At 63.0% G+C, this 21,101-nt stretch carries 18 protein-coding genes and 1 tRNA gene; 13 read left to right on the top strand and 6 right to left on the bottom strand.

Features of this window, described 5'->3' with window-relative positions; all coding sequences use genetic code 11:
• The first annotated feature begins 60 nt into the window (after positions 1-60).
• From IFT44_RS01875 to IFT44_RS01865, 3 genes are all read left to right on the top strand, one after another.
• The gene (locus IFT44_RS01875; RefSeq protein WP_192136783.1) at positions 61-234 is read left to right on the top strand and encodes a hypothetical protein; all 174 of its coding nucleotides are present in this window, start codon (positions 61-63) and stop codon (positions 232-234) included.
• 150 nt (positions 235-384) lie between these two features.
• A complete protein-coding gene (locus tag IFT44_RS01870) occupies positions 385-618 on the top strand; it encodes a DUF6555 family protein (RefSeq protein WP_192175312.1) in 234 nt (77 codons plus the stop codon).
• A gap of 61 nt (positions 619-679) precedes the next feature.
• Entirely contained in the window at positions 680-883 is a 204-nt protein-coding gene (locus tag IFT44_RS01865; RefSeq protein WP_192102032.1) for a hypothetical protein, read from the top strand.
• Positions 884-945: 62 nt separating this feature from the next.
• Here the strand turns inward: IFT44_RS01865 and IFT44_RS01860 are convergent.
• Positions 946-1,022, bottom strand: a tRNA-Val gene (locus IFT44_RS01860).
• 174 nt (positions 1,023-1,196) lie between these two features.
• On the opposite strand from IFT44_RS01860, the gene IFT44_RS01855 reads away from it, so the two are divergent.
• On the top strand, positions 1,197-2,480 hold the full coding sequence (locus tag IFT44_RS01855) for an NAD(P)/FAD-dependent oxidoreductase (RefSeq protein ID WP_192175311.1): 1,284 nt from the start codon (positions 1,197-1,199) through the stop codon (positions 2,478-2,480).
• A 385-nt stretch (positions 2,481-2,865) separates the two neighbouring features.
• On the opposite strand, the gene IFT44_RS01850 is transcribed toward IFT44_RS01855, so the two are convergent.
• Positions 2,866-3,537 carry a peptidase C39 family protein gene (locus tag IFT44_RS01850; RefSeq protein ID WP_185793385.1) on the bottom strand — a complete coding sequence of 224 codons (672 nt, stop codon included), beginning with the start codon at positions 3,535-3,537 and terminating at the stop codon, positions 2,866-2,868.
• 213 nt (positions 3,538-3,750) lie between these two features.
• On the opposite strand from IFT44_RS01850, the gene IFT44_RS01845 reads away from it, so the two are divergent.
• Complete coding sequence (locus tag IFT44_RS01845; protein WP_122478187.1) at positions 3,751-3,930, top strand: hypothetical protein; 180 nt, start codon at positions 3,751-3,753, stop codon at positions 3,928-3,930.
• A gap of 85 nt (positions 3,931-4,015) precedes the next feature.
• Here the strand turns inward: IFT44_RS01845 and IFT44_RS01840 are convergent, their stop codons facing one another.
• A complete protein-coding gene (locus tag IFT44_RS01840) occupies positions 4,016-4,771 on the bottom strand; it encodes a TerC family protein (protein ID WP_122478189.1) in 756 nt (251 codons plus the stop codon).
• A gap of 181 nt (positions 4,772-4,952) precedes the next feature.
• Between IFT44_RS01840 and nhaR the strand changes: the two genes are divergently transcribed.
• The 3 genes from nhaR (at position 4,953) to IFT44_RS01825 (ending at position 10,040) form a co-directional block, all read left to right on the top strand.
• Complete coding sequence (gene nhaR / locus IFT44_RS01835) at positions 4,953-5,855, top strand: transcriptional activator NhaR (RefSeq protein ID WP_122478191.1); 903 nt, start codon at positions 4,953-4,955, stop codon at positions 5,853-5,855.
• Between the two features lie 92 nt (positions 5,856-5,947).
• On the top strand, positions 5,948-7,189 hold the full coding sequence (gene codA, locus IFT44_RS01830) for a cytosine deaminase (protein WP_192175310.1): 1,242 nt from the start codon (positions 5,948-5,950) through the stop codon (positions 7,187-7,189).
• Between the two features lie 196 nt (positions 7,190-7,385).
• The gene (locus tag IFT44_RS01825; RefSeq protein ID WP_192175309.1) at positions 7,386-10,040 is read left to right on the top strand and encodes a two-partner secretion domain-containing protein; all 2,655 of its coding nucleotides are present in this window, start codon (positions 7,386-7,388) and stop codon (positions 10,038-10,040) included.
• 73 nt (positions 10,041-10,113) lie between these two features.
• On the opposite strand, the gene IFT44_RS01820 is transcribed toward IFT44_RS01825, so the two are convergent.
• Positions 10,114-10,818: a GntR family transcriptional regulator gene (locus IFT44_RS01820; RefSeq protein ID WP_192057125.1), complete on the bottom strand. Its 705-nt coding sequence runs from the start codon at positions 10,816-10,818 to the stop codon at positions 10,114-10,116.
• Positions 10,819-10,971: 153 nt separating this feature from the next.
• Between IFT44_RS01820 and IFT44_RS01815 the strand changes: the two genes are divergently transcribed.
• The 3 genes from IFT44_RS01815 to hyi all read left to right on the top strand — a co-directional run bounded on the left by IFT44_RS01815 (position 10,972) and on the right by hyi (position 14,473).
• The gene (locus IFT44_RS01815) at positions 10,972-12,183 is read left to right on the top strand and encodes a pyridoxal-phosphate-dependent aminotransferase family protein (protein WP_192175308.1); all 1,212 of its coding nucleotides are present in this window, start codon (positions 10,972-10,974) and stop codon (positions 12,181-12,183) included.
• Positions 12,184-12,275: 92 nt separating this feature from the next.
• On the top strand, positions 12,276-13,562 hold the full coding sequence (locus tag IFT44_RS01810; RefSeq protein ID WP_122478199.1) for an MFS transporter: 1,287 nt from the start codon (positions 12,276-12,278) through the stop codon (positions 13,560-13,562).
• A 128-nt stretch (positions 13,563-13,690) separates the two neighbouring features.
• Positions 13,691-14,473 carry a hydroxypyruvate isomerase gene (gene hyi / locus IFT44_RS01805; RefSeq protein ID WP_192175307.1) on the top strand — a complete coding sequence of 261 codons (783 nt, stop codon included), beginning with the start codon at positions 13,691-13,693 and terminating at the stop codon, positions 14,471-14,473.
• 12 nt (positions 14,474-14,485) lie between these two features.
• Here hyi and IFT44_RS01800 read toward each other — a convergent pair whose 3' ends face one another.
• The gene (locus tag IFT44_RS01800) at positions 14,486-16,162 is read right to left on the bottom strand and encodes an NAD-dependent malic enzyme (protein ID WP_192102037.1); all 1,677 of its coding nucleotides are present in this window, start codon (positions 16,160-16,162) and stop codon (positions 14,486-14,488) included.
• A 242-nt stretch (positions 16,163-16,404) separates the two neighbouring features.
• Here IFT44_RS01800 and IFT44_RS01795 point away from each other — a divergent pair, with 242 nt between their 5' ends.
• A complete protein-coding gene (locus IFT44_RS01795) occupies positions 16,405-18,759 on the top strand; it encodes an FdhF/YdeP family oxidoreductase (RefSeq protein ID WP_192175306.1) in 2,355 nt (784 codons plus the stop codon).
• 107 nt (positions 18,760-18,866) lie between these two features.
• On the opposite strand, the gene IFT44_RS01790 is transcribed toward IFT44_RS01795, so the two are convergent.
• Entirely contained in the window at positions 18,867-19,763 is an 897-nt protein-coding gene (locus tag IFT44_RS01790; RefSeq protein WP_192175305.1) for a LysR substrate-binding domain-containing protein, read from the bottom strand.
• Between the two features lie 227 nt (positions 19,764-19,990).
• On the opposite strand from IFT44_RS01790, the gene IFT44_RS01785 reads away from it, so the two are divergent.
• Positions 19,991-21,043 (top strand): ABC transporter substrate-binding protein, encoded by a 1,053-nt coding sequence (locus IFT44_RS01785; protein WP_122478209.1) that lies wholly within the window; start codon positions 19,991-19,993, stop codon positions 21,041-21,043.
• Positions 21,044-21,101: the final 58 nt, after the last annotated feature.

The raw sequence follows: 21,101 nt of genomic DNA, 5'->3' as shown, positions 1-21,101 counted from the left end.
ACCCTGCTCGCCCATCGTCTCTCGAAAGCATGACACCCACGTCAACCTGCGAGGCATGCCATGACTATCGATCTCGATCCCATCCCGCTTATCGGCCAGGCCGGGGAATCACCTCTCGACGATGAGGTGCACAGCGATGGCGCCGCGCTGAACGACGCCGATGCAGACGAGCCCGAAGCAGGCCCGGACGATCTGGACATCGACGGTGCTGACGCGTCCACCGAACCCAGCTGAACATTGGGCATCGGTCCTGTGATTCGCCAGGGTGACATGAAGCTTGCCTTGGCGACCCTTCACGCAAGCGATCAATAGTAGTTTTTTGCCATCACCACGGAACTGGCCAATGGCCTGCATGTCTGATGCCCGGTAACACGGGAGTAAACTATGACAAGCCGGTTCACGGACTACGAGATTCGCTACGTCCTCAACGGTGAGGCCAGGCGCTTTCAGCAGCGCGATACCCACATGAGCGATGCCGATGCGTTGTACTACGCCGCGCTGCACTCGGGCATCGGGCTGGTCTATGGCGGCACCAACGCGGCAGAACATGCGGCGCAACTCAGAAGGCATGTCGAACGCCGCGGGCTGCGTGACGTACAGTGGCGACCATTGCACTGAATCTGCGCGATCGGGCGGGCGGCATTGATAGACTGCAGCAACCCGTAGCGAGGTGGCCGCGATGTTCGATCACGATCTATTGGCTTTGCATTTGATGCGCCTTCATCAGCATCAGCAGGCATACGCTGGTGCCTTGGCCGACGTGCGACGCTGCCTGCAGCGGCCCGGCGCAGGTGCGGAGGTTCACCAGGTGCTGGCTGACCTTGAACGGCGCAGTGCGGAACTGGCCAACCTTATCGAAGGGCTTGAGCACATCACCCAGTGAACGCAAAAAGGGCCCACCTTTCGGTGAGCCCTTCCAGACCGCCCAGCAGAGCGGATTTTGTTTGGTAGGCGCGATTGGACTCGAACCAACGACCCCCACCATGTCAAGGTGGTGCTCTAACCAACTGAGCTACGTGCCTGCTGTGAGGCGGCATTCTACGGATTCGGGGTTGCCTGTCAACTCCTTTCTGCGCGCTAACCCTATGAAATGCGGAATTATTTTTGGCGCGGGTGATTTCGGCATGCTGGTGAGGCAAGGGCAACTGCGTTAGCATCCCGGCACAGGCGAAATCCCATCGAGCCGAGGTTGCCGGATGTCCAGCATGCAATACCCCCCGTCCTTCTACGCCGCATCTGCCAATGCAGCGCCGTCTCGCCCTGCCCTTCAGGATGATATCGAAAAGGACGTGTGCATCATTGGCGCAGGCTACACCGGACTGTCCAGTGCGCTGTTCCTGCTCGAGCGCGGTTTCAGCGTTTGCGTACTGGAGGCGGCCAAGGTCGGCTTCGGTGCTTCGGGGCGCAACGGTGGGCAGATCGTCAACAGCTACAGCCGGGATCTGGATGTGATCGAACGCAGCGTCGGTGCCGAACAGGCGCGGTTGCTCGGCGACATGGCTTTCGAGGGCGCGCGGATCATTCGTGACCGGGTCACTCGCTACGGCATCAATTGCGACTTGAAGAACGGTGGCGTATTCGCTGCGCTGACGGTCAAACAGATGAAGCACCTGGAGGGTCAACAGCGCCTGTGGGAACGTTATGGGCACACCCAGCTGGAGCTAATGGACCAGACGCGCATCCGTCAGGTCGTCGATTGCGAGCAATACATGGGTGGTCTGCTGGATGTCAGTGGCGGGCATATCCATCCTTTGAACCTGGCGCTGGGGGAGGCGGCAGCGGTCGAATCGCTGGGCGGGCGCATCCATGAACAGTCCCCGGCGCTGCGTATCGAGCGTGGCGCCAATCCTGTCGTGCAGACAGCTCAGGGCCGGGTGCGGGCAAAATTCGTCATCGTTGCCGGCAATGCCTACCTTGGCGAGCTGGTACCGGAACTGGCGGCCAAGTCCATGCCCTGCGGCACTCAGGTGATCGCCACGGAGCCCTTGGGCGAGGCGCTGGCGCGCAGCCTGCTGCCGCAGGACTACTGTGTGGAAGACTGCAACTATCTGCTCGATTACTACCGCCTGACGGCCGACAAGCGCCTGATTTTCGGCGGTGGCGTGGTGTATGGCGCGCGGGATCCCGCCAATATCGAGGCGATCATCCGACCGAAGATGCTCAAGGCGTTCCCGCAGTTGGCGCAGGTAAAGATCGACTACGCCTGGACGGGCAACTTCCTGCTGACCTTGTCGAGGCTGCCGCAGATGGGCCGCCTGGGCGACAACATCTATTATTCCCAGGGTTGCAGCGGGCATGGGGTGACCTACACCCACCTGGCGGGCAAGGTGCTCGCCGAGGCGCTCAGCGGCCAGGCCGAGCGTTTCGACGCTTTCGCCGATCTGCCCCATTACCCTTTCCCTGGTGGCCGCACCTTCGGCGCGCCGCTGACCCAACTGGGCGCCTGGTATTACAGCCTGCGCGATCGCCTGGGGTTTTGATCGGAGCGCGAGCAGCCTGAAACCCTGCGGCGTCCCCGGACGCGGCTCGCGCCGCTGCTACAGGCACCGCAATCCCCCGTAGCAGCGGCGCAAGCCGCGTCCGAGAGCGCTGTGGTGGGTCAGGCAGAACGCATACACCGCCGACGCGGCTCGCGCCGCTGCTACAGGCACCGCGATCCCCTGTAACAGCGGCGCAAGCCGCGTCCGGGGGCGCTGTGGCGGGTCAGGCGCAACGTGTGCACCGCCGACGCGGCTCGCGCCGCTGCTACAGGCACCGCAATCCCCTGTAGCAGCGGCGCAAGCCGCGTCGGCGGTATAGGCGCTTTACCTGATACACCTCGAGAACCCCTTTCGCGGCCGATGGCCGCTCCTACGGCGGAAGCGTTCAGGAGCCGAGCGCTTTGCGGGCGCGGGCTGCGGCGGGTTCCTGGCCGGCTGCGGCGGTTTCGCCAGCGGCGTCCAGCCAGCGCTGGCGGTCGACCTTGGCCGGCAACTGGTTGGGTTGCTGAACCAGAATGGCCCAGGCACCGGCGCTCTTCCACGCCGAATCGAAGCTGTCGAAATCCATCGGCAGACGTCGGTTCATCCCCGAGCGCAGCAAAACGTGCCGTTTGAATCGGTCATAGCCCACCAACAAGGCATACCGCGGTTGCGACCAGAACGCCGAGCCCTCGCTGTAGCGCAGCAACACCGGGTTACCCGCCGCCACCTGAGTCAGCAACGCATTGAGCTGCGGATCGAGCGCATACACCAGCAAGCCATACTCGCGGGCGACCTGCGTGATGTTCTGCTGCAGGCGATCGGTTTCACCGGGCAGTTTCAGCGCCGGATCGAGCAACCCAGGTGTAATGGTAATGCCTTGTTGCGAGAGCATGCTGGCCAGCACCATCGAACCGCTTTGATTGGCGTTGCCCCGATAGAACGGTACGCCGTTGAGCTCCACTCGGTCCGCCAGGCCAGGCAGTGCCGGGCCGTTGTTGCTTGCGCAACCGGCCAGGCCTGCTACCAGGCTGCACATCAGCAGTAGACCGGCCACGACGTTAGATCTGGGCTGCATCGTATTCCCTTGCTCCGTGGCGACACACACTGTGACGCCGGAACGGCCATCATAGATTTCCCGCAGCCAGCGGTATAGCGGCTGAACAATGGACGGCCGCATAGGCCCGGCCGATGCACGCAAATGACCTTTCGTCAATAGGTTGAAACGCCCGCAAACCCTCAAGGTCATCTATTACGTGACCTAGAAGACGCGAAAGCAATGGAGGTAGTGATGAGCCTTGCAATGATAATCTTCAGCCTGATTGCCGGCTGGATGGCCGTAGCGGCCGCCATGCTCTGGGGGGTGCTGCGAATCGCTCGCCGCCACCAGCACGCGCAGCCGCAGCCTCGAGCAGCCAAGCGCTCTGCGCCGGCCGCACCCCGTCGCACCGGGACGCCTCAGCACGTCTGACCCGTCCATCCGGAACGTCAAGCCAGCCTAAAATCAAAGGCGAAAAAAAGGGGGCATCCATGCCCCCTCGCTTTGTCTGCCGCCTTTACGCTTCGCGATTGGCCGCCAGCTTGCGCTGCTTGGACCTGCGCGACCACATGTTCAAGCCCTCGATCGTCGCCGAGAACGCCATCGCTGCGTAGATATAGCCTTTAGGCACGTGTGCACCGAAGCCTTCGGCGATCAGCGTCATGCCGATCATGATCAAGAAGCCCAAGGCCAGCATGACCACCGTAGGGTTGTCGTTGATGAACTTGGCCAGAGGCTCTGCGGCCACCAGCATCACGATGACGGCGCTGACCACGGCGATGATCATGATCGGCAAGTGCTCGGTCATGCCCACGGCGGTGATGATGCTGTCGATGGAGAACACCAGGTCCAGCACCAGGATCTGACCGATCGCCGAGGCGAAGCTCATGCTTACCTTGTCGCCGATCTTCGCCTCTTCCTGATCGACCGGATCCACGGTGTGGTGGATCTCCTTGGTCGCTTTCCACAGCAGGAACAAGCCACCGGCGATCAGGATGACGTCCTTCCACGAGAACCAGTGATCCAGCACGGAGAAAACCGGCTCGGTCAGTTGCACGATGTACGCCACGGTACTCAGCAGGCCCAGGCGCAGGATCAGCGCCATGCTGATACCGATACGGCGTGCCTTGGCCTGAATTTCCTTGGGCAGCTTGTTGGTCAGAATCGAGATGAATATCAGGTTGTCGATGCCCAGCACGACTTCCATGATCACCAGGGTCACCAATGCCACCCAGGCGGTGGGGCTTGAAGCCAGTTCCAGTAGGTATTCCATGTATCGTTCCTGCCCTTATCACGGTTCGCTGAATGTCTGGAGAGGCTCGGCTGGTGCCGCGCACGCTAGCAAGCCCCAACTACTGGCTCTTTGCTAGCGAGGCATTCTAGAGACACGGACACCTCTGGAAAATTCGTATTTTTACCAGTTACACTTCGGTTTTTACGAAGTGTAGGTCACCGTGCTCAATTATCGTCAGCTTCACTATTTCTGGGTCGTTGCGCGCACCGGGAGCATCGTGCGTGCCAGTGAGCAACTCAACCTCACCGCACAAACCATTAGCGGTCAGATCAGCCTGCTTGAAGAAACGTTCTGTGTGAAATTGTTTCGGCGTGTTGGCAGGCACCTTGAGCTCACCGAGGCGGGTCGCCAGGCCCTGCCCTACGCCGAACGCATGTTCCAGATTGGCGGAGAACTGGAGGCGGTGCTGCGGACCCAACCCGATGAGGAACAGATTCCTTTTCGGGTGGGCGTGGCCGACGTGGTGCCCAAGTCGATCGTGTATCGGCTGATTGCACCGACCATGGAACTGAGCGAACCCCTGCGCATCACCTGCCGGGAAGACAAGCTGGAACGGCTGCTGGCTGACCTGGCGATCCAGCGTCTGGACATGGTCATCTCCGACAGTCCGATGCCATCACACCTGGACATCAAGGGCTACAGCCAGAAGCTGGGCGAATGCGGCATCAGCTTCTTCGCTACCGAGCAGTTGGCCGCACGCCATGGCGGCGATTTCCCGCAGTGCCTGCACGGCGCACCGCTGCTGATTCCCGGCCAGGAGAGCGTGCTGCGCAGCCGGCTGATGCGCTGGTTCGGCGATCAAGGGCTGCTGCCGCGGGTGGTCGGCGAGTTCGACGACAGCGCACTGATGCAGGCCTTCGGACAGTCGGGCAGCGGCATCTTCATCGCGCCCAGTGTGATTGCCGATGAAATCATGACCCAGTACCAAGTGCGGCTGATCGGGCAGACCGAAGCCGTCACCGAGTCTTTCTACGTGATTTCGGTAGAGCGCAAGGTCAAGCACCCTGGCATCGTGGCCATCACCGAAGGTGCACGCCGCGAGCTGTTCACCGCGCCGGCCTGACCCGCGGCCGCACATCGCCCCGAGGTTTTTCCGGGGGCTTGCGGACAACTATGGCAACATTGGTCATCGGCTTTTACACAAAGGGTGCCCCCATGAAGATCATCAATGCCAGGTTGCGCAAGACCGAAGGCCTGCACACCGTCACCTGCAGCGGTGCCCGCATAGCGGCGGTCCAGGCACAAACCAACAGGGTCCAGGCTCATGGGGATGACATCGACGCACAGGGGCAATTGTTGATAGCGCCGCTGGTCGAGCCGCACATTCACCTGGATGCCACCCTCACGGCCGGTGATCCGCAATGGAACATGAGCGGCACCCTGTTCGAAGGCATCGAACGCTGGGGCCAACGCAAGGCGAGCATCACCCACGAAGACACCAAACAGCGCGCCCTGACCACCATCGGCATGCTCGCCGAACACGGCATCCAGCACGTACGCACGCACATCGATGTGACCGACCCGACCCTGGGCGCGCTCAAGGCCATGCTCGAAGTGCGCGAAGAGGCGCGCCACCTGATCGATCTGCAGATCGTGGCGTTTCCCCAGGAAGGTATCGAGTCCTACCCTGATGGCCGCCAGCTGATGGAGCGCGCAGTTGCCATGGGCGCCGACGTGGTGGGCGGAATTCCGCACTTTGAGAACACTCGAGAGCAGGGCGTCAGCTCGATCAGCTTCCTCATGGACCTGGCCGAGCGAAGCGGTTGCCTGGTGGACGTGCATTGCGACGAGACCGATGATCCGCATTCGCGGTTTCTCGAAGTACTCGCCGAACAAGCCCGCGTGCGTGGCATGGGCAGCCGGGTCACGGCCAGCCACACCACGGCGATGGGCTCGTACGACAACGCCTATTGCTCGAAACTGTTCCGCCTGCTCAAACAGTCGGAGATCAGCTTCGTGTCCTGCCCGACCGAAAGCATTCACCTGCAGGGGCGTTTCGATACCTTTCCCAAGCGCCGCGGCGTGACCCGCGTTGCCGAGCTGGATCGGGCGGGCATGAATGTCTGCTTCGGCCAGGACTCCATCAAGGACCCGTGGTACCCGCTGGGCAACGGCAATATCCTGCGGGTCCTGGATGCGGGCCTGCACATCTGTCACATGATGGGCTTCGAAGACCTGCAGCGCTCGCTCGATCTGGTCACCGACAACAGCGCCCGCGCGCTGAACCTGGGCGAACGCTATGGCATCGCCGTGGGCCGCCCGGCCAACATGGTGATCCTGGGCGCCGAGAGCGACTATGAGGCGGTGCGCCAACAGGCCAAGGCGCGGGTGTCGATTCGCGGCGGCCGGGTATTGATGAACCGGGTACCGGAGCGGGTGGAGTTCAATCTCGGCTGACGGGCTGGACCCTGCTCGGTGCCGATCCCGAGCCAACTGGCACCGTCGGCCGCTGACGCTGTATCTGACAGACACGTCCTACAGCACAAGGATCCTTCCTGCACTCATTACCCGACCCCCTCCTCTCTAGAGTGGCCGACGGCGGATTCTCCCCGCCGCTTGCCCATGTTTCCCAGCCCCCGAGAGGAGCATCCACGTGCAACCAGCAGCCTGCAGCACCCCTTCCTTGACCCGACACACGCTCGGCATGGCCATCTCCATGGCCCTGCTGACGGCCCTCGAACCTGCCATGGCCGATGGATTGGTGGCAATCGATGGCCCTATGGGCACCGCCTTGGTCGACAGCCAAACGCCTGCACCGGTGATTGCCATCGTTGCGCCCAATGCCCAGGGTCTTTCCCACAACCGTTGGCAGGACTACAACGTTGGCGCGGCCGGTGTGGTATTGAACAACAGCCTGTCTGCGGGACAAACCAGTGTTGGCGGGCGTGATATCACGGTTGCGGCCAACCCGCAGTTGGTCGATGTCGCCGCTCGCACCATTCTCAACGAAGTGGTGGGCACGCGTGGCTCCCGTATCGACGGCGAGCAAGTCATCTTCGGCCAGGCCGCCGACTACGTGTTGAGCAACCCCAATGGCATCGAGCTCAATGGCGCCCACCTGGCCTTGGGTCAACACGACACGGCGACTTACGTGGTGGGCACAGCGGTGCTGGCAGACGGCGCGATCGCGCGCTATGACACGCGTGATTCGCAGCAGCGCCTGGTGGTCGGCCAAGCTGGGGTGAACGTTGGCGCCGGCTCCGTGCAATTGATCGCGCCCAGCGTGATGGTCAGCGGCGACATGACGGCGGGTGGCGATTTGAGCTTGCTGATGGGTCGCCAGCAGGTCGATGCGCGAACGCTGGCCAACACCGACACTGCACCGACGCAGACGGCGGTCGACGCCAACCTGCTGGGCGCCATGCACGCCCGGCGCATCAAGGTCATCAGCACCCAGGCCGGTGCCGGCGTGAACATGGGCATCACTGGCATGCACGCCGCCCAAGGTATCCAGATCGCGTCGGCCGGGGCGCTGGCGATCAGTTCCACCGCCCGCCAGAACGGCGAGCCCGCCCAGGCCACGCTCGACGCGGGTGACGAGGACGTGAGCCTGTCAGCCGCAAGTGACTTGACGCTGACGTCGCTGGCGGTCACGGGTCGACACATCGACGCACGTTCAGGTGCGCGCCTGAAGCTGGACGCCCTCGCTCACCAGACCGAAACACAGCGACCGGCGCTTGCCGAGGATCACTGGTTCACCTTGGCGCAGGGGGAATCCGACGCTCACATCACCGAACGCACGCTGCGGCATGTGGGCAATAGCCTGATCGCTCAGGGGCGGGTGCGCCTGGACGGGGTCAACGGCATCGAAATCGCGGCCAGCCGTATCGATGGACCGGAGCACGTCGGGATCTACACGGTGCGCGGAGGCGTCGAGGTCGGGGCGAAGGTGGACACACACGCGCGCAGCGTTCGGCTCGCTTCGTCCGATAGCCCTGAAGACAACGCCTCTACCTACGTCGAGCGAGCCAACGCCAGCCATATCAGCGGCGGCTCGGTCACACTCCCCAGCGCCAGGCTGGTGGGTGCAACAATCGATGCGAGCCATTCGCTGCACATCGGCGGGTCGGGGGCCACGGAGATCGCTGGACTGGATCTGCGCAGCACCTCGAGCCAAGGTGCCGACGTGCGGCGCGTGACCTTGACCGAGACCCGCGCCCATGAGGCCGCGCGCACCCATGCGTATCAGTTGCCAACGCAGCTGAATGCCCTCGACGGCGAGCTGTCGATCCGGGGCACGGACATCTCCATCAGCGGCAGCAGGCTGTCGGCAGCAAGTGTGGGTCTGCACAGCCAGGGCAACATCGCCATCGAGGGTTCCAGCGCGCGCATGCATCTCGAAGGTGCGCGTCCGAGCGCCGCACAGGCAGCGCGCGGCTTCGATCGCACGTCTACAGCTATCAGCCCCAGCGTGCTGGCAGCCAGCGGCACAGTTGCACTGCGCGCGCGTCGGTCGACCTTCAGAGACGGTGACATTTCCATCGCGGGCTCCCACCTGTTGGCAGGTACTGCCCTGACCCTCGACGCCCAGGACAACGTCTGGATAAGCGGCATCGGCGAAACGGAAGGCTTCACCCTCAGCGGGTCGCATTGGAGCCCAATGGCCGGTGCATCGCAAGGCTCCTGGAACCGTACGGGCTTCAAGGAATCACGGGCGCGCAGCACGCTGGCCGGTGGCACCGTGCAGGTCACTGCGGGCACGATGCTCGACGTGGCTGGCTCGGAGCTGGACAGCAAGGGCGACATCAAGCTGCAGTCCAGCGATATCCAGCTTACCGCCAGCCTGGAGCCTGCGGGACCGCGCAACCGGGCGATATGGTTGGACAACGATCTGCCTGAGTATCATTTCGTGTCAACCAACGGTAATGCTCGTACGCCCGTGACGGACCGTGTGCATAACGGCTTCGCCATGAAAGCGGGCGGCGATATAGACATCTCGGCGGTGCGATTGGCCACCCATGCCGCTTCGGTCCACGCAGCGGGTCGCTTGACGATTGCCGGCAGCCTGGCATCGTTCAAGGACACCCCGGTGTTGGACAGCGATGCGATACGCAGCCATTACCATGGCTACATTCCGCCGCGACGGTCGAGCTGGCAAGCCCCGACGGGTTTGCCACTGGCAGCCCTGGACGTGCAAGCGCCCCGTAAAAACGGCACGACCCGCGAGTCGGCGTTCGTGGCCGGCACGGTCGGTGCCGATACCGCCCACCGCATCAGGGATCTGAACATCCCGCTGAGCTTGCGCTGACCCACGCAGGCGAATCCAGAACCCGACCCTGTATCCGTGTGAGCGTCAGTGACTGCGAAGCGAGCGTCGCAGATCAGGGCCGGGTGGTTTGTACCAGCAGCATGATGGCGTCGCGCTTTTCCAGCAAATGCTGGCGCAGGATCGCGCTCAGGCGCTTGCCGTCGCGAGCCTGGAGGGCTTCGATCATCTGTTCATGGTCGTGCAGGGCGCGATCCCACTTGGGTGCCTGCTGGTTGGACAGGAACCGCAACGCCTGCAGGCGGCGATTCACCGTGAGGTACATCTGGCGCAGCGCCGAGTTGCGTGACGCCAGGTTGATCAGGTCGTGGATGGCGCGGTTGCGCTGGTAGTAACCCACCAGGTCATGCTGGCTCTTGCTCACCACCATGGCATTGTGCAAAGCCTTGATCTGCTCCAGCTCCGCTTCGGTGATGCGCTCGCACGCCAGCTCTCCGGCAAAGGCTTCCAGGCCACTCATCAGCTCGAATGCCTCGCGAATTTCCAATTCGCTCATGCGCGCGACGCTGGCTCCGCGGTTGGGGTTGATTTCGATCAGGCCTTCCCCGGCCAGCACCTTCAGCGCCTCGCGCAGAGGCGTGCGTGAAATACCCAACGTCTCACACAACTCGCGCTCGTTCAGCTTGGTACCGGGCGGCAGCACCCCCTCGGTGATGAACCCACGCAAATGCTCTACCACGGTGTCGTGCAGACGCTGCCGTTCGAGACGTGGCAATTGCAGCGCGGGCGTGGCCGGGGCGGCCATTGACGAAGACTGCATGCAAACTCCTTGTAGCGATGGGTTAACGCGAGCTTTTCTTATTCTAAAAAGCGCGAATCTAGGCGGATATTAGCGCAATTGAGTGGTTTGACACAGCGCCCCCAACTGCTAATGTAATTTTGCATTCAAAATACAACAACAAAGGGTTGACCCATGCTCAAGCTCGACTTTCATCCTGCCGGCCGTCATTTTCTGCAAATCCCGGGCCCCAGCCCGGTACCCGATCGTATCCTGCGCGCCATGAGTTACCCGACCATCGATCACCGCGGTCCCGAGTTCGGTGAACTGGGCCTCAAGGTGCTCGAAGGCATTCAGCAGATCTTCAAGACCCGCCACCCGGTGATCATCTACCCCGCTTCAGGCACCGGTGCGTGGGAAGCAGCACTGTGCAACACGTTGAGCGCAGGCGACGAGGTGCTGATGTTCGAAACAGGCCATTTCGCCAGCCTCTGGCAGAAGATGGCCATCAGCCTGGGGTTCAAGCCGGAATTCATCGGCCTCCCAGGCATCGAAGGCTGGCGCGGCGGCGTGCGTGCAGACATGATCCAGGCGCGCCTGGAACAGGACAGCGAGCACCGGATCAAGGCGGTGTGCGTGGTGCACAATGAAACCAGCACCGGAGTGACCTCCGACATTCCTGCCGTACGACGGGCCATCGATGCCGCCGGGCACCCTGCCCTGTTGCTGGTGGACACCATCTCCGGGCTCGCCTCGGCTGATTATCGCCATGACGAATGGGGCGTGGACGTGACCATCTCCGGCTCGCAGAAAGGCCTCATGCTGCCTCCCGGCATCAGCTTCAACGCGCTGTCGCCCAAGGCCATCGAAGCCAGCCAGCGCGGTGGCCTGCCGCGCAGCTTCTGGGCCTGGGATGACATCATCGAGATGAACAAGACCGGCTACTGGCCCTACACGCCCAATACCAACCTGCTCTATGGCCTTTCAGAGGCACTGGACATGATTCTCGGCGAAGGCCTTGACAATGTCTTCGCCCGCCACCAACGCCTGGCCCAGGCCTGCCGTACCGCCGTGCAGGCCTGGGGCCTGCCCATCCAGTGCGCCGATCCCAGTGTGTACAGCCCGGTACTCACGGGTGTGATGACGCCCGAAGGCGTCGACGCCGACCAGGTGCGCAAGACCATCTACGAGCGCTTCGACATGTCGCTGGGCACCGGCCTGGGCAAGCTCAAGGGGCGCATGTTCCGCATTGGCCACCTAGGCGACTGCAACGACCTGACCTTGATGGCCACCCTGAGTGGTTGCGAAATGGGCTTGCAGATGGCCGGGGTCAAACTGGACGCCAGCGGCGTGCTCGCCGCCATGGATTACCTGGGCGGGCAGCACGTGCCCCTGCGCCGCGAGTGAATCACCGGCGCTGCCCCTGGCTGCGCCCGATGCGACTGACTATCCCGAATCAACGCCTGCGGGCGTAAACAATAAGAAACTGGAGATAGAACATGAAGCGGTTATATCTGCGCCCCACTACCATGGTGCTGGTCATGCTGTGCGCCATGTATTTCATCACGTACCTGGACCGGGTCAACGTCAGTACCGCTGCGGTCGGTTTCGGCAAGGAATTCAACCTCACCAAGACCGAGATCGGCATCGTCTTCTCGGCCTTCGCCTACCCCTACCTGGTGTTCCAGATCATCGGCGGCTGGGTCAGCGACCGTTTCGGCGCCAAGCGCACCCTGGTGGTGTGCGGGCTGATCTGGGCCAGCGCCACGGTGCTCACCGGCATGGCTGGCGGCTTCGTTTCCCTGATCGTGGCGCGGGTGTTGCTGGGGTTGGGCGAAGGCGCCACCTTCCCCGCTGCCACTGCGGCCATGTCGCGCTGGGTCGGCAAGGAGAACCGCGGCTTCGCCCAAGGCATCACCCACGCCTTCGCCCGCCTGGGCAACGCGCTGGCGCCGGCTGCGATGGTCGCGGTAATGGCGGCCTACGGCTGGCGCGAGTCGTTCTATGTCTGCGCCGGTATCAGTTTCGTCTGGGTCGCGCTGTGGGCGCTGGTGTTCACCGAACAACCCAAGGATCACCCGCGCATCACCCAGCAGGAGCTGGACGCCCTGCCTGCGCCCAAGCCCAAGAACACCATCAAGCTGCCTTGGGGACGACTGTTCCGGCGCATGGCCCCGGTCACCATCGTCTACTTCTGCTATGGCTGGACCCTGTGGCTGCTGTTGAGCTGGGTCCCCATGTACTTCATGAACATGGGCCTGGACCTGAAAAGCACCGCTATATTCGCCTCGACCGTGTTCTTCGGCGGCGTGGTTGGCGACACCCTGGGCGGCATCGTCAGCGACCGCATCTACAAACGCACCGGCAACCTCAACCGGGCGCGCAGCCTGATGGTTGCGATCTGCCTGTCGTTGACCCTGGTAGCCCTGCTGCCACTGATGTTCACCCACGACATGTACGTCTCGCTGGCTTGCCTGGCCATCGCGTTCTTCTTCTCGGAGATGACCATCGGGCCGATGTGGGCGATTCCCATGGACATCGCCCCGGACCATTGCGGTACCGCCAGTGGCATGATGAACACCGGATCGGCCATGGCCGCAATCATCAGCCCGGTGGCCGCCGGACTGCTGATCGACAAGTTCGGCAACTGGCAGCTGCCGTTCATGGTCAGCATCGTGCTGCTGGCCATTGGCGTGGTGCTGTCGTTCCGCATGCGCCCACAGAACCGCTTCGTCTACGAGCTTCCCGCAGCCGCCACGCCGGTGGCTGTCGCGGTGCCCAAGTGACTGTTGGCGCAATGACATCAGGCGCGAAACAATCCTGAGCAAGGAGTACGATAACCTGGACCGGTGAGGCGGCGGGCCGGCCTGTGTCACGCGCCCGTCGCCACGCCTCCTGCCTGGAGAAGCCTGCCATGCCTCGTTTGTGTGCCAACCTTTCGATGCTGTTCACCGAACATCAATTCCTGCAACGCTTCGCCCACGCCGCCAAGGCCGGGTTCAGGGGTGTGGAATTCCTTTTTCCCTACGACTTCGACAGCGCCGAGATCAAGGTGCGACTGCAGCAGCACGGCCTGACCCAGGTGTTGTTCAACCTGCCACCCGGCGATTGGGATAGCGGTGAGCGCGGGATCGCCTGCCTGCCGGAGCGCCGCGAGGAGTTTCGTGCCGGCGTGGCCACGGCCATCGAGTATGCCAAGGTGCTGGGCAATACCCGGATCAACTGCCTGGCCGGTATCGCCCCGCCCGGCGACGACCCGCAACTGGCCCAACGGACCCTCGTCGACAACCTGCGCTACGCCAGCGAAGCGCTGGCGAGTCATGGCATTCGCCTGGTGATGGAGATGATCAACACCCGCGACATGCCCGGCTTCTACCTGAACGGCACACAGCAAGCATTGGCGATTCGCGAACAGGTGGGCCACGACAATCTGTTTCTGCAGTACGACATCTATCATATGCAGGTGATGGAGGGTGATCTGGCGCGCACGTTGCAGTCGCACCTGCAGGCGATCGGCCACGTGCAGCTGGCGGACAACCCCGGCCGCCACGAACCGGGCACCGGGGAAATCAATTTCCGTTTCCTGTTCCAGCACCTGGACCGGATCGGCTACCAGGGCTGGGTGGGGTGCGAGTACAAACCGTTGAATGGAACCGAGGCCGGGCTGGGCTGGATGAAGAGCCACAACCTGGCCTGAGCCCCCGGCTCGCTACAGAGGCTGGCGTTCGTAGGCGCGGTATTCCGGCTTCCAGAAATGCACGTCGATTGCCTCGCGCAACGCGGCCTCATCCATCGGTGCAGCCACGCCGTCCTTCTGCGCTGCCAGGCCTACCGCCAGGGCAATGCGTTTGCTGACCGCCTGCACGTCGCGCAACGGTGGCAGCATCTGCCCCGCTGCCGCGCTGTCGGCCAGCGCCTGTGCCGAGGCCATGAGCATGCCGTCGGTAACGCGCGTGGCCCGGCTGGCAATGGCACCCAGTCCCACACCTGGGAAGATGTAGGAGTTGTTGCACTGCGCGATGGGGAAAGTACGACCCAGCACTTCGATCGGCAGGAACGGACTGCCGGTGGCCACCAGCGCGTTGCCTTCGGTCCACTGCAGGATGTCCTTGGGGTGGGCTTCGATCTGCGAGGTGGGGTTGGACAGCGGCATGACGATCGGCGCCGGGCAATGCTGATACAGGGTTTTCACCACTTCCTCGGTGAACAGGCCGGCTTTGCCGGAAACGCCGATCAGCACGCTTGGCCTGGCGTTGGCCACGACTTCCAATAGGGTCGGCCACTGCCCGGCGAACGACCAGGACGCCAACGTCTGGCTGTCGTGGGCCAGGCGTTGCTGGAAATCGTACAGGTCGGGCTGGCGGTCGGTCAGCAGGCCCTTGCTGTTGAGCAGATAGACACGGCTGCGCGCCTCCTTGTCGCTCAACCCTTCCAGTTGCATGGCAGTGATGATCTGCTCGGCGATGCCGCACCCGGCGGAACCGGCGCCGACGAATGCCACGGTCTGCTCGGAAAGCTTCTGGCCCTTGACCTTGCACGCGGCCAGCAAGGTGCCCACGGTGACGGCGGCGGTACCTTGTATATCGTCGTTGAAGCAGCACAGCTGGTCACGGAACCGCTCGAGCAGTGGCATGGCATTGCTCAGGGCGAAATCCTCGAACTGCAGAATCGCCTCCGGCCAGCGCCGCTGCACGCCCTCGACGAACGCCTGCACGAAAGCTTCGTAGCGCTCACCGCGCACACGCTCTTCGCGACGCCCGAAATACAGCGGGTCGGCAAGTCGCTCGGGGTTGTTGGTACCCACATCGAGCACCACCGGCAGGGTGTAGGCCGGGCTGATGCCACCGCAGGCGGTGTACAGCGACAACTTGCCGATGGGGATGCCCATGCCGCCCACGCCCTGGTCGCCCAGGCCGAGGATTCGCTCGCAGTCACTGACGACGATGACCTTGACGTTGTCCTTGGTCACGTTGTTGAGGATTTCGTCCATGCGCTCGACATCGTCGATGCTGATGAACAAGCCGCGATGGCTGCGGTAGATGCGCGAGAATTCCTGGCAGGCCTTGCCGACCGTGGGGGTATAGATGATCGGCAGCATCTCGTCGATGTGGTCGTCGACCAGGCGGTAGAACAGTGTTTCGTTGGAGTCCTGGATCGAGCGCAGCAGCACGTGGCGCTCGAGGTCGGTCGAGCATGCCTGGAACTGGTGATAGGCCCGCGCGCATTGCTGGTCGATGGTCTCGATCTGCTGGGGCAGCAAGCCTTGCAAATGCAAGGTGTCGCGCTCTTGCGCGGTGAAAGCGGTGCCCTTGTTCAGCAACGGCGTGGCAAGCAGTGCCGGGCCGGTGAACGGGACCTTGATCGGGCGTTTGGCGGAGCTGGTCATGCTGTCTCTCCCTTGCTTTTTGTATTTTGCATTCAAAATAGACGCCTTTGCCAAAGGGTGCCATCGGTTTTAGCGCAATCGCCGCTGCGGCGCCAGCGCTGACCGAGGGGCCGTGCCGGATGAAGTGCGCGAGAACAGCCTGCAGGCAGCGCCGCGTAAAGCTCTTCGAACCTTTGCCGATCACGGGCCGTCGTAAATGCAGGCCTCATGCACCGAGGCATCCGCATCCGAGGATCCAGACCATGCAGATCATTCACCCCAAAGCGCGCTATCAACCCTACACCTCTTCTTCCGGAGGCTGGGGATCGGCGTTTTCGGTGATGAATATCCTTTGGCGCCAGCAGGCCTTGGGCAAGGGCCCTGCTGCGCTGTTGCGGCAAAACAAACCCGACGGGTTCGCCTGCGTCAGTTGCGCCTGGGCAAAGCCAGGCAATCCTCACGCCCTGGAATTCTGCGAGAACGGCGCCAAAGCGACCGCCTGGGAGCTGACCGCGCTGCGCACAGGTCCCGAGCTGTTTGCCAAGCATAGCCTCAGCGAGCTGCGCACCTGGAGCGACTACGAGCTCGAGCGCAACGGGCGCCTGACTCATCCGATGCGCTACGACGCGCCCAGTGATCGTTATGTGACCACCACGTGGGAGGAAGCCTACCAGGGCATCGGCGAGCAACTGCGCGGGCTGGAACCGGACAGTGTGGTGTTCTACGCCTCGGGACGTGCCTCGCTGGAAACTTCGTTCATGTACCAATTGCTGGCTCGCGCCTATGGCACCAACAACCTGCCGGACAGCTCGAACATGTGCCACGAAAGCACGTCGGTGGGCCTGCAGGAAAGCATCGGGGTGCCGGTCGGGACGGTGAACCTGAAGGATTTCGAGCTGACCGACTGCATCTTTTTCTTCGGTCAGAACGTGGGCAGCAACAGCCCGCGCATGCTTCATCCACTGCAGGAGGCGCGCAAGCGCCAGGTGCCGATCATCAGCTTCAACCCGCTGCGCGAGCGCGGTCTAGAACGTTTCGTCAATCCGCAATCGCCGGTGGAAATGCTGGGGCCGGACTCTACGGTGATCAGCACGCAATACCACCAGGTAGCTATCGGTGGTGACACGGCGGCGGTAATGGGCATCGCCAAGGCCCTGCTGGCGATGGACCGCGCGGCGCGTGCCGACGGCCGGCCGGCGGTGATCGACCATGATTTCATCGCCGAGCACACCGAGGGGGTCGATGACTTCCTGGCCCAGGTGGACCAGCACGAATGGGCCGCGCTGGAACAGCGCAGCGGCCTGGATCGCGCGGCGTTGGAGGCCGCTGCCACCGTGTATGCCCGCAGCAACCGGGTGATGATCATCTATGGCATGGGGCTGACCCAGCATCGCCATGGCGTGCAGAACGTGCAGATGCTGGTCAACCTGCTGCTGTTGCGCGGCAACATCGGCAAGCCGGGCGCTGGCATCTGCCCCGTGCGCGGGCACTCCAACGTGCAGGGGCAACGCACGGTGGGCATCACCGAGGATCCGGCCAAGGTGCCGGTGGACAAGATCGAAGCATTGTTCGGCATTCAGGTGCCGAAGAAGATGGGCATGGCCACGGTGGATGCCTGCGAGGGTATCGTGGCCGGCAAGGTGAAGGGCTTCATCGGCCTGGGCGGCAATTTCCTGCGCGCAGTACCGGACACCGATCGGATGGAGCCGGCATGGTCGGGCCTGGCCCTCAATGTGCAGATCGCCACCAAGCTTAATCGCACCCACCTGTTCCCCGGCCAGCATGGCTGGCTGCTGCCGTGCCTGGGGCGCATCGAGCGCGATGTGCAGGACGGCCGCCGCCAGGTCTACACCACCGAGGACAGCACCGGCTGCATCCGCGCCTGGGAAGGTCGCGCCGAGCCTGCCAGCGAGCACTTGCGCGCGGAGTTGGCGATCATCGCCGGCCTGGCCCAGGCGACGCTGAGCGGCAACGAGCAGATTCCGTGGGAGCTGTGGCGCCAGGATTATGCCCGCGTGCGGGAGGCCATCGCCCAGACCTATCCAGAGATCTTCCATGACATGGAGACGCGAATGTGGGAGCCCGGCGGTTTCCATCGGCCGCTGGGCGCTTGCGAGCGTCACTGGACCACGCCCTCGGGCAAGGCGCAGTTCGTCACCGCCAAGACGCTTGACGAGGACGACGACGTCTCGCAGAACGCCGGACAGCGCGATGTGCTGCAACTGATGACGCTGCGCAGCAACGATCAGTTCAACACCACGGTGTATGGCTACGAGGACCGTTTTCGCGGGGTCAAGGGCACGCGCAGCGTGATCTTCCTGAACCACAACGACATCGTCCGGCTGGGTTTCAATCCGGGCGACTGGGTCACGATTCGTACCGCCATCGAGCCGCAGGTGCGCCGCGAGGTGGGGCCGATGCAGATCATCGCCTACGATATCCCGATCAATTGCGCGGGCGCCTACTACCCCGAATGCAATGCATTGGTGCCCTTGTGGCATTACGCGAGCAAGAGCAAGGTGCCCGCCGCCAAGTCGATCCCGGTCACCCTGCACAAGGCCCAGGCCCGCGCCGAAGACATGGCCCACGCTATTCCACTCGCCGACCAAGTGGTGTGAAGCCGGACGCGGCTCGCGCCGCTGCTACACCATTGCAGCGCCTGTAGCAGCGGCGCAAGCCGCGTCGGCGGTGCATGCGGTGTACCGGTAAAATGCGGCGACGAGCGTCAAATGGTTTTCGCCAGCTCGCGATAATGGGCTTTGAGGGTGTCGATGAAATCCTCGGCCAACAGGGTGCGGTTCTGCGCATGGGGCCAGATCACGTAAGTCGGCAAGGGAATATCCGGGCGGAAGGGTCGAACCACGATCTGGCGGTGCAGGTAATCCCTGGCCACCAGCGGATGAGCCAGGGTTATGCCCATGCCGTGCGCAACCATTTCGCAATTGATCGCACTGTATTGCGCTTCCAGGGCCATGATTCGCTCCACACCGGCCTGTTCGAACAGCCCGTCGACCAGCGCCCGCGTGCCGTCTCCGTGGCACAGCGACACGAAAGGCTGCCCCTGCAGGTCCGCGAAGGTAATGCTCTGGTGCTCAGCCAGGGGATGCGCCGCCGGCAACACGCAGACTGCGGCCATCTCGGCCAGCAACTCGACCTGATGGTTCGCCACATCGCCCGGATGCACCACGATGCCAATGTCGCAGAACTGCGATTTCACCCACTGTTCAACGGTGGGCGACGAGTTCACGTGCAGCGATACGGTCAGCTCCGGACGGGTCGACGTGAACGTCTTGAGCACCTCGGGAATGACGCTCATGCCCGTCGACGGCACGGCCGCGACACGCAGGCGCCCGGTGCCCAGGTTGCGAATGTTCTTCGCCGAATGCTTGAGGCTGTCGAGCCCGACGAATGCGCGCTCCACCTCTTGAAAGAACGCGCGACCCTCCTGTGTCGGGATCAACCGTACCCCAGCGCGCTTGAACAAGGTCAGCCCGGTGCTCAGCTCGAGTTGAGCGATCAGTCGACTGACGTTGGGTTGCGAGGTGTACAGGACATCGGCCGCTGCGGTCATCGAGCCCATGCGCATAACACTGCGGAACGCTTCGATCTGTCTCAGGTTCACTGACGCCTCCATATCAAATATGCATGACTAGGCCCGATATCCGTATTTGACCATATACCGTCACGCTCGCAATACTCAAGTCCAGCAGCATATACACATAGCGCACACCAAGATGCGTTACCCGGCGCCGCCCATGGCCGGGAGCATGCACAGCGCATGCGTGGCCCCGGTTCGCCGGAGCGACCGACGCATTGTTCGATCTGCCCCCTGCACTTCGGAGATAGTCTGTGAATAGCCAACAACCGTCCTTTCGCCTCACTTCCCTGCGCGTCGCCCTCGCTTTCGCCGCTCTGAGCGGCGCCTGCGCCCACGCCGCCCCGACCCTCTACGTTGCCGGTGTCGGCGGCTCTACCGAGCAGATGTACAAGAGCAAGATCATTCCCGCCTTCGAGAAGCTGCACGACGTCAAAGTAGTCTACGTAGCCGGCAACTCCACTGAAACCCTGGCCAAGCTGCAGGCGCAGAAGGGCCGCCAGCAGATCAACGTCGCCATGATGGACGACGGGCCCATGTACCAGGCACTTCAGCAGGGCCTGTGCGGCGACCTCAGCGATGCGCCGGTGTACAAGGACCTTTACCCGCTGGCTCGCCTCAGCCCACAGGCCACTGGTATCGGCATGGTCGCTACCGGAATCGGCTACAACGAAGAAGCCTTCAAGAAGCGTGGCTGGGACGCCCCCGACTCCTGGGAAGACCTGGCCGACCCACGCTACAAGCAACTGCTCGGCATGCCCCCGGTGACCAACACCTACGGCCTGCACACACTCGTGGAGATGGCTCGCCTGCGCGGCGGCAGCGAAAAGAACATCGACCCCGGCTTCAAGGCGCTCAAGGACGAGATCGGTCCGAACGTGCTGGCCTGGGTGTCGGCGCCCGGTGAAATGGACGGCATGATGCAGAACGGCGATGTGGTCATGGCGGTCTACGGCAGCGGTCGCGCCGTGGCCTTGCAGGGCACCGGTTTCCCGCTCAAGTTCATCTACCCGAAGGAAGGTGGTGTGGCCTTGCAACTGGCCGCCTGCGGGGTGACACCCAATGCCCAGCCGGAACTGTCGCAGACGTTCATCCAGTACGTGCTGTCGCCCGAAGTGCAAACCATCCAGGCCCACGAAAACGGTTTTGCGCCGGTCAACAAGACCGTCGAGCTGAGCCCCGAGATCGCCGCGCGCATGCCCTATGGCCCGGACAAAGTCAGTGCCCTGATCAAAGTCGACTGGGAGACCATCAACCAGCAGCGCAGTGAGTGGACCACACGCTGGAACCGTACCGTCGAGCGCTGATCCGCGCGCCCGTCCGAACTTTCCCGACCTTTTTCCCGGAGCCGCAGGCGCATGCCTG

The organism is Pseudomonas sp. CFBP 13710, from assembly GCF_014842235.1.
Lineage (GTDB): Bacteria > Pseudomonadota > Gammaproteobacteria > Pseudomonadales > Pseudomonadaceae > Aquipseudomonas > Aquipseudomonas baltica.
This window is presented reverse-complemented; position numbering and strand designations above follow the sequence as displayed.

Coding starts and splice junctions, on each gene's coding strand:
- IFT44_RS01875 (WP_192136783.1), top strand. CDS start 61: ATGACTATCGATCTCGATCCCATCCCGCTTATCGGCCAGGCCGGGGAA.
- IFT44_RS01870 (WP_192175312.1), top strand. CDS start 385: ATGACAAGCCGGTTCACGGACTACGAGATTCGCTACGTCCTCAACGGT.
- IFT44_RS01865 (WP_192102032.1), top strand. CDS start 680: ATGTTCGATCACGATCTATTGGCTTTGCATTTGATGCGCCTTCATCAG.
- IFT44_RS01855 (WP_192175311.1), top strand. CDS start 1,197: ATGTCCAGCATGCAATACCCCCCGTCCTTCTACGCCGCATCTGCCAAT.
- IFT44_RS01850 (WP_185793385.1), bottom strand. CDS start 3,537: ATGCAGCCCAGATCTAACGTCGTGGCCGGTCTACTGCTGATGTGCAGC.
- IFT44_RS01845 (WP_122478187.1), top strand. CDS start 3,751: ATGAGCCTTGCAATGATAATCTTCAGCCTGATTGCCGGCTGGATGGCC.
- IFT44_RS01840 (WP_122478189.1), bottom strand. CDS start 4,771: ATGGAATACCTACTGGAACTGGCTTCAAGCCCCACCGCCTGGGTGGCA.
- codA (WP_192175310.1), top strand. CDS start 5,948: ATGAAGATCATCAATGCCAGGTTGCGCAAGACCGAAGGCCTGCACACC.
- IFT44_RS01820 (WP_192057125.1), bottom strand. CDS start 10,818: ATGCAGTCTTCGTCAATGGCCGCCCCGGCCACGCCCGCGCTGCAATTG.
- IFT44_RS01815 (WP_192175308.1), top strand. CDS start 10,972: ATGCTCAAGCTCGACTTTCATCCTGCCGGCCGTCATTTTCTGCAAATC.
- IFT44_RS01810 (WP_122478199.1), top strand. CDS start 12,276: ATGAAGCGGTTATATCTGCGCCCCACTACCATGGTGCTGGTCATGCTG.
- hyi (WP_192175307.1), top strand. CDS start 13,691: ATGCCTCGTTTGTGTGCCAACCTTTCGATGCTGTTCACCGAACATCAA.
- IFT44_RS01800 (WP_192102037.1), bottom strand. CDS start 16,162: ATGACCAGCTCCGCCAAACGCCCGATCAAGGTCCCGTTCACCGGCCCG.
- IFT44_RS01795 (WP_192175306.1), top strand. CDS start 16,405: ATGCAGATCATTCACCCCAAAGCGCGCTATCAACCCTACACCTCTTCT.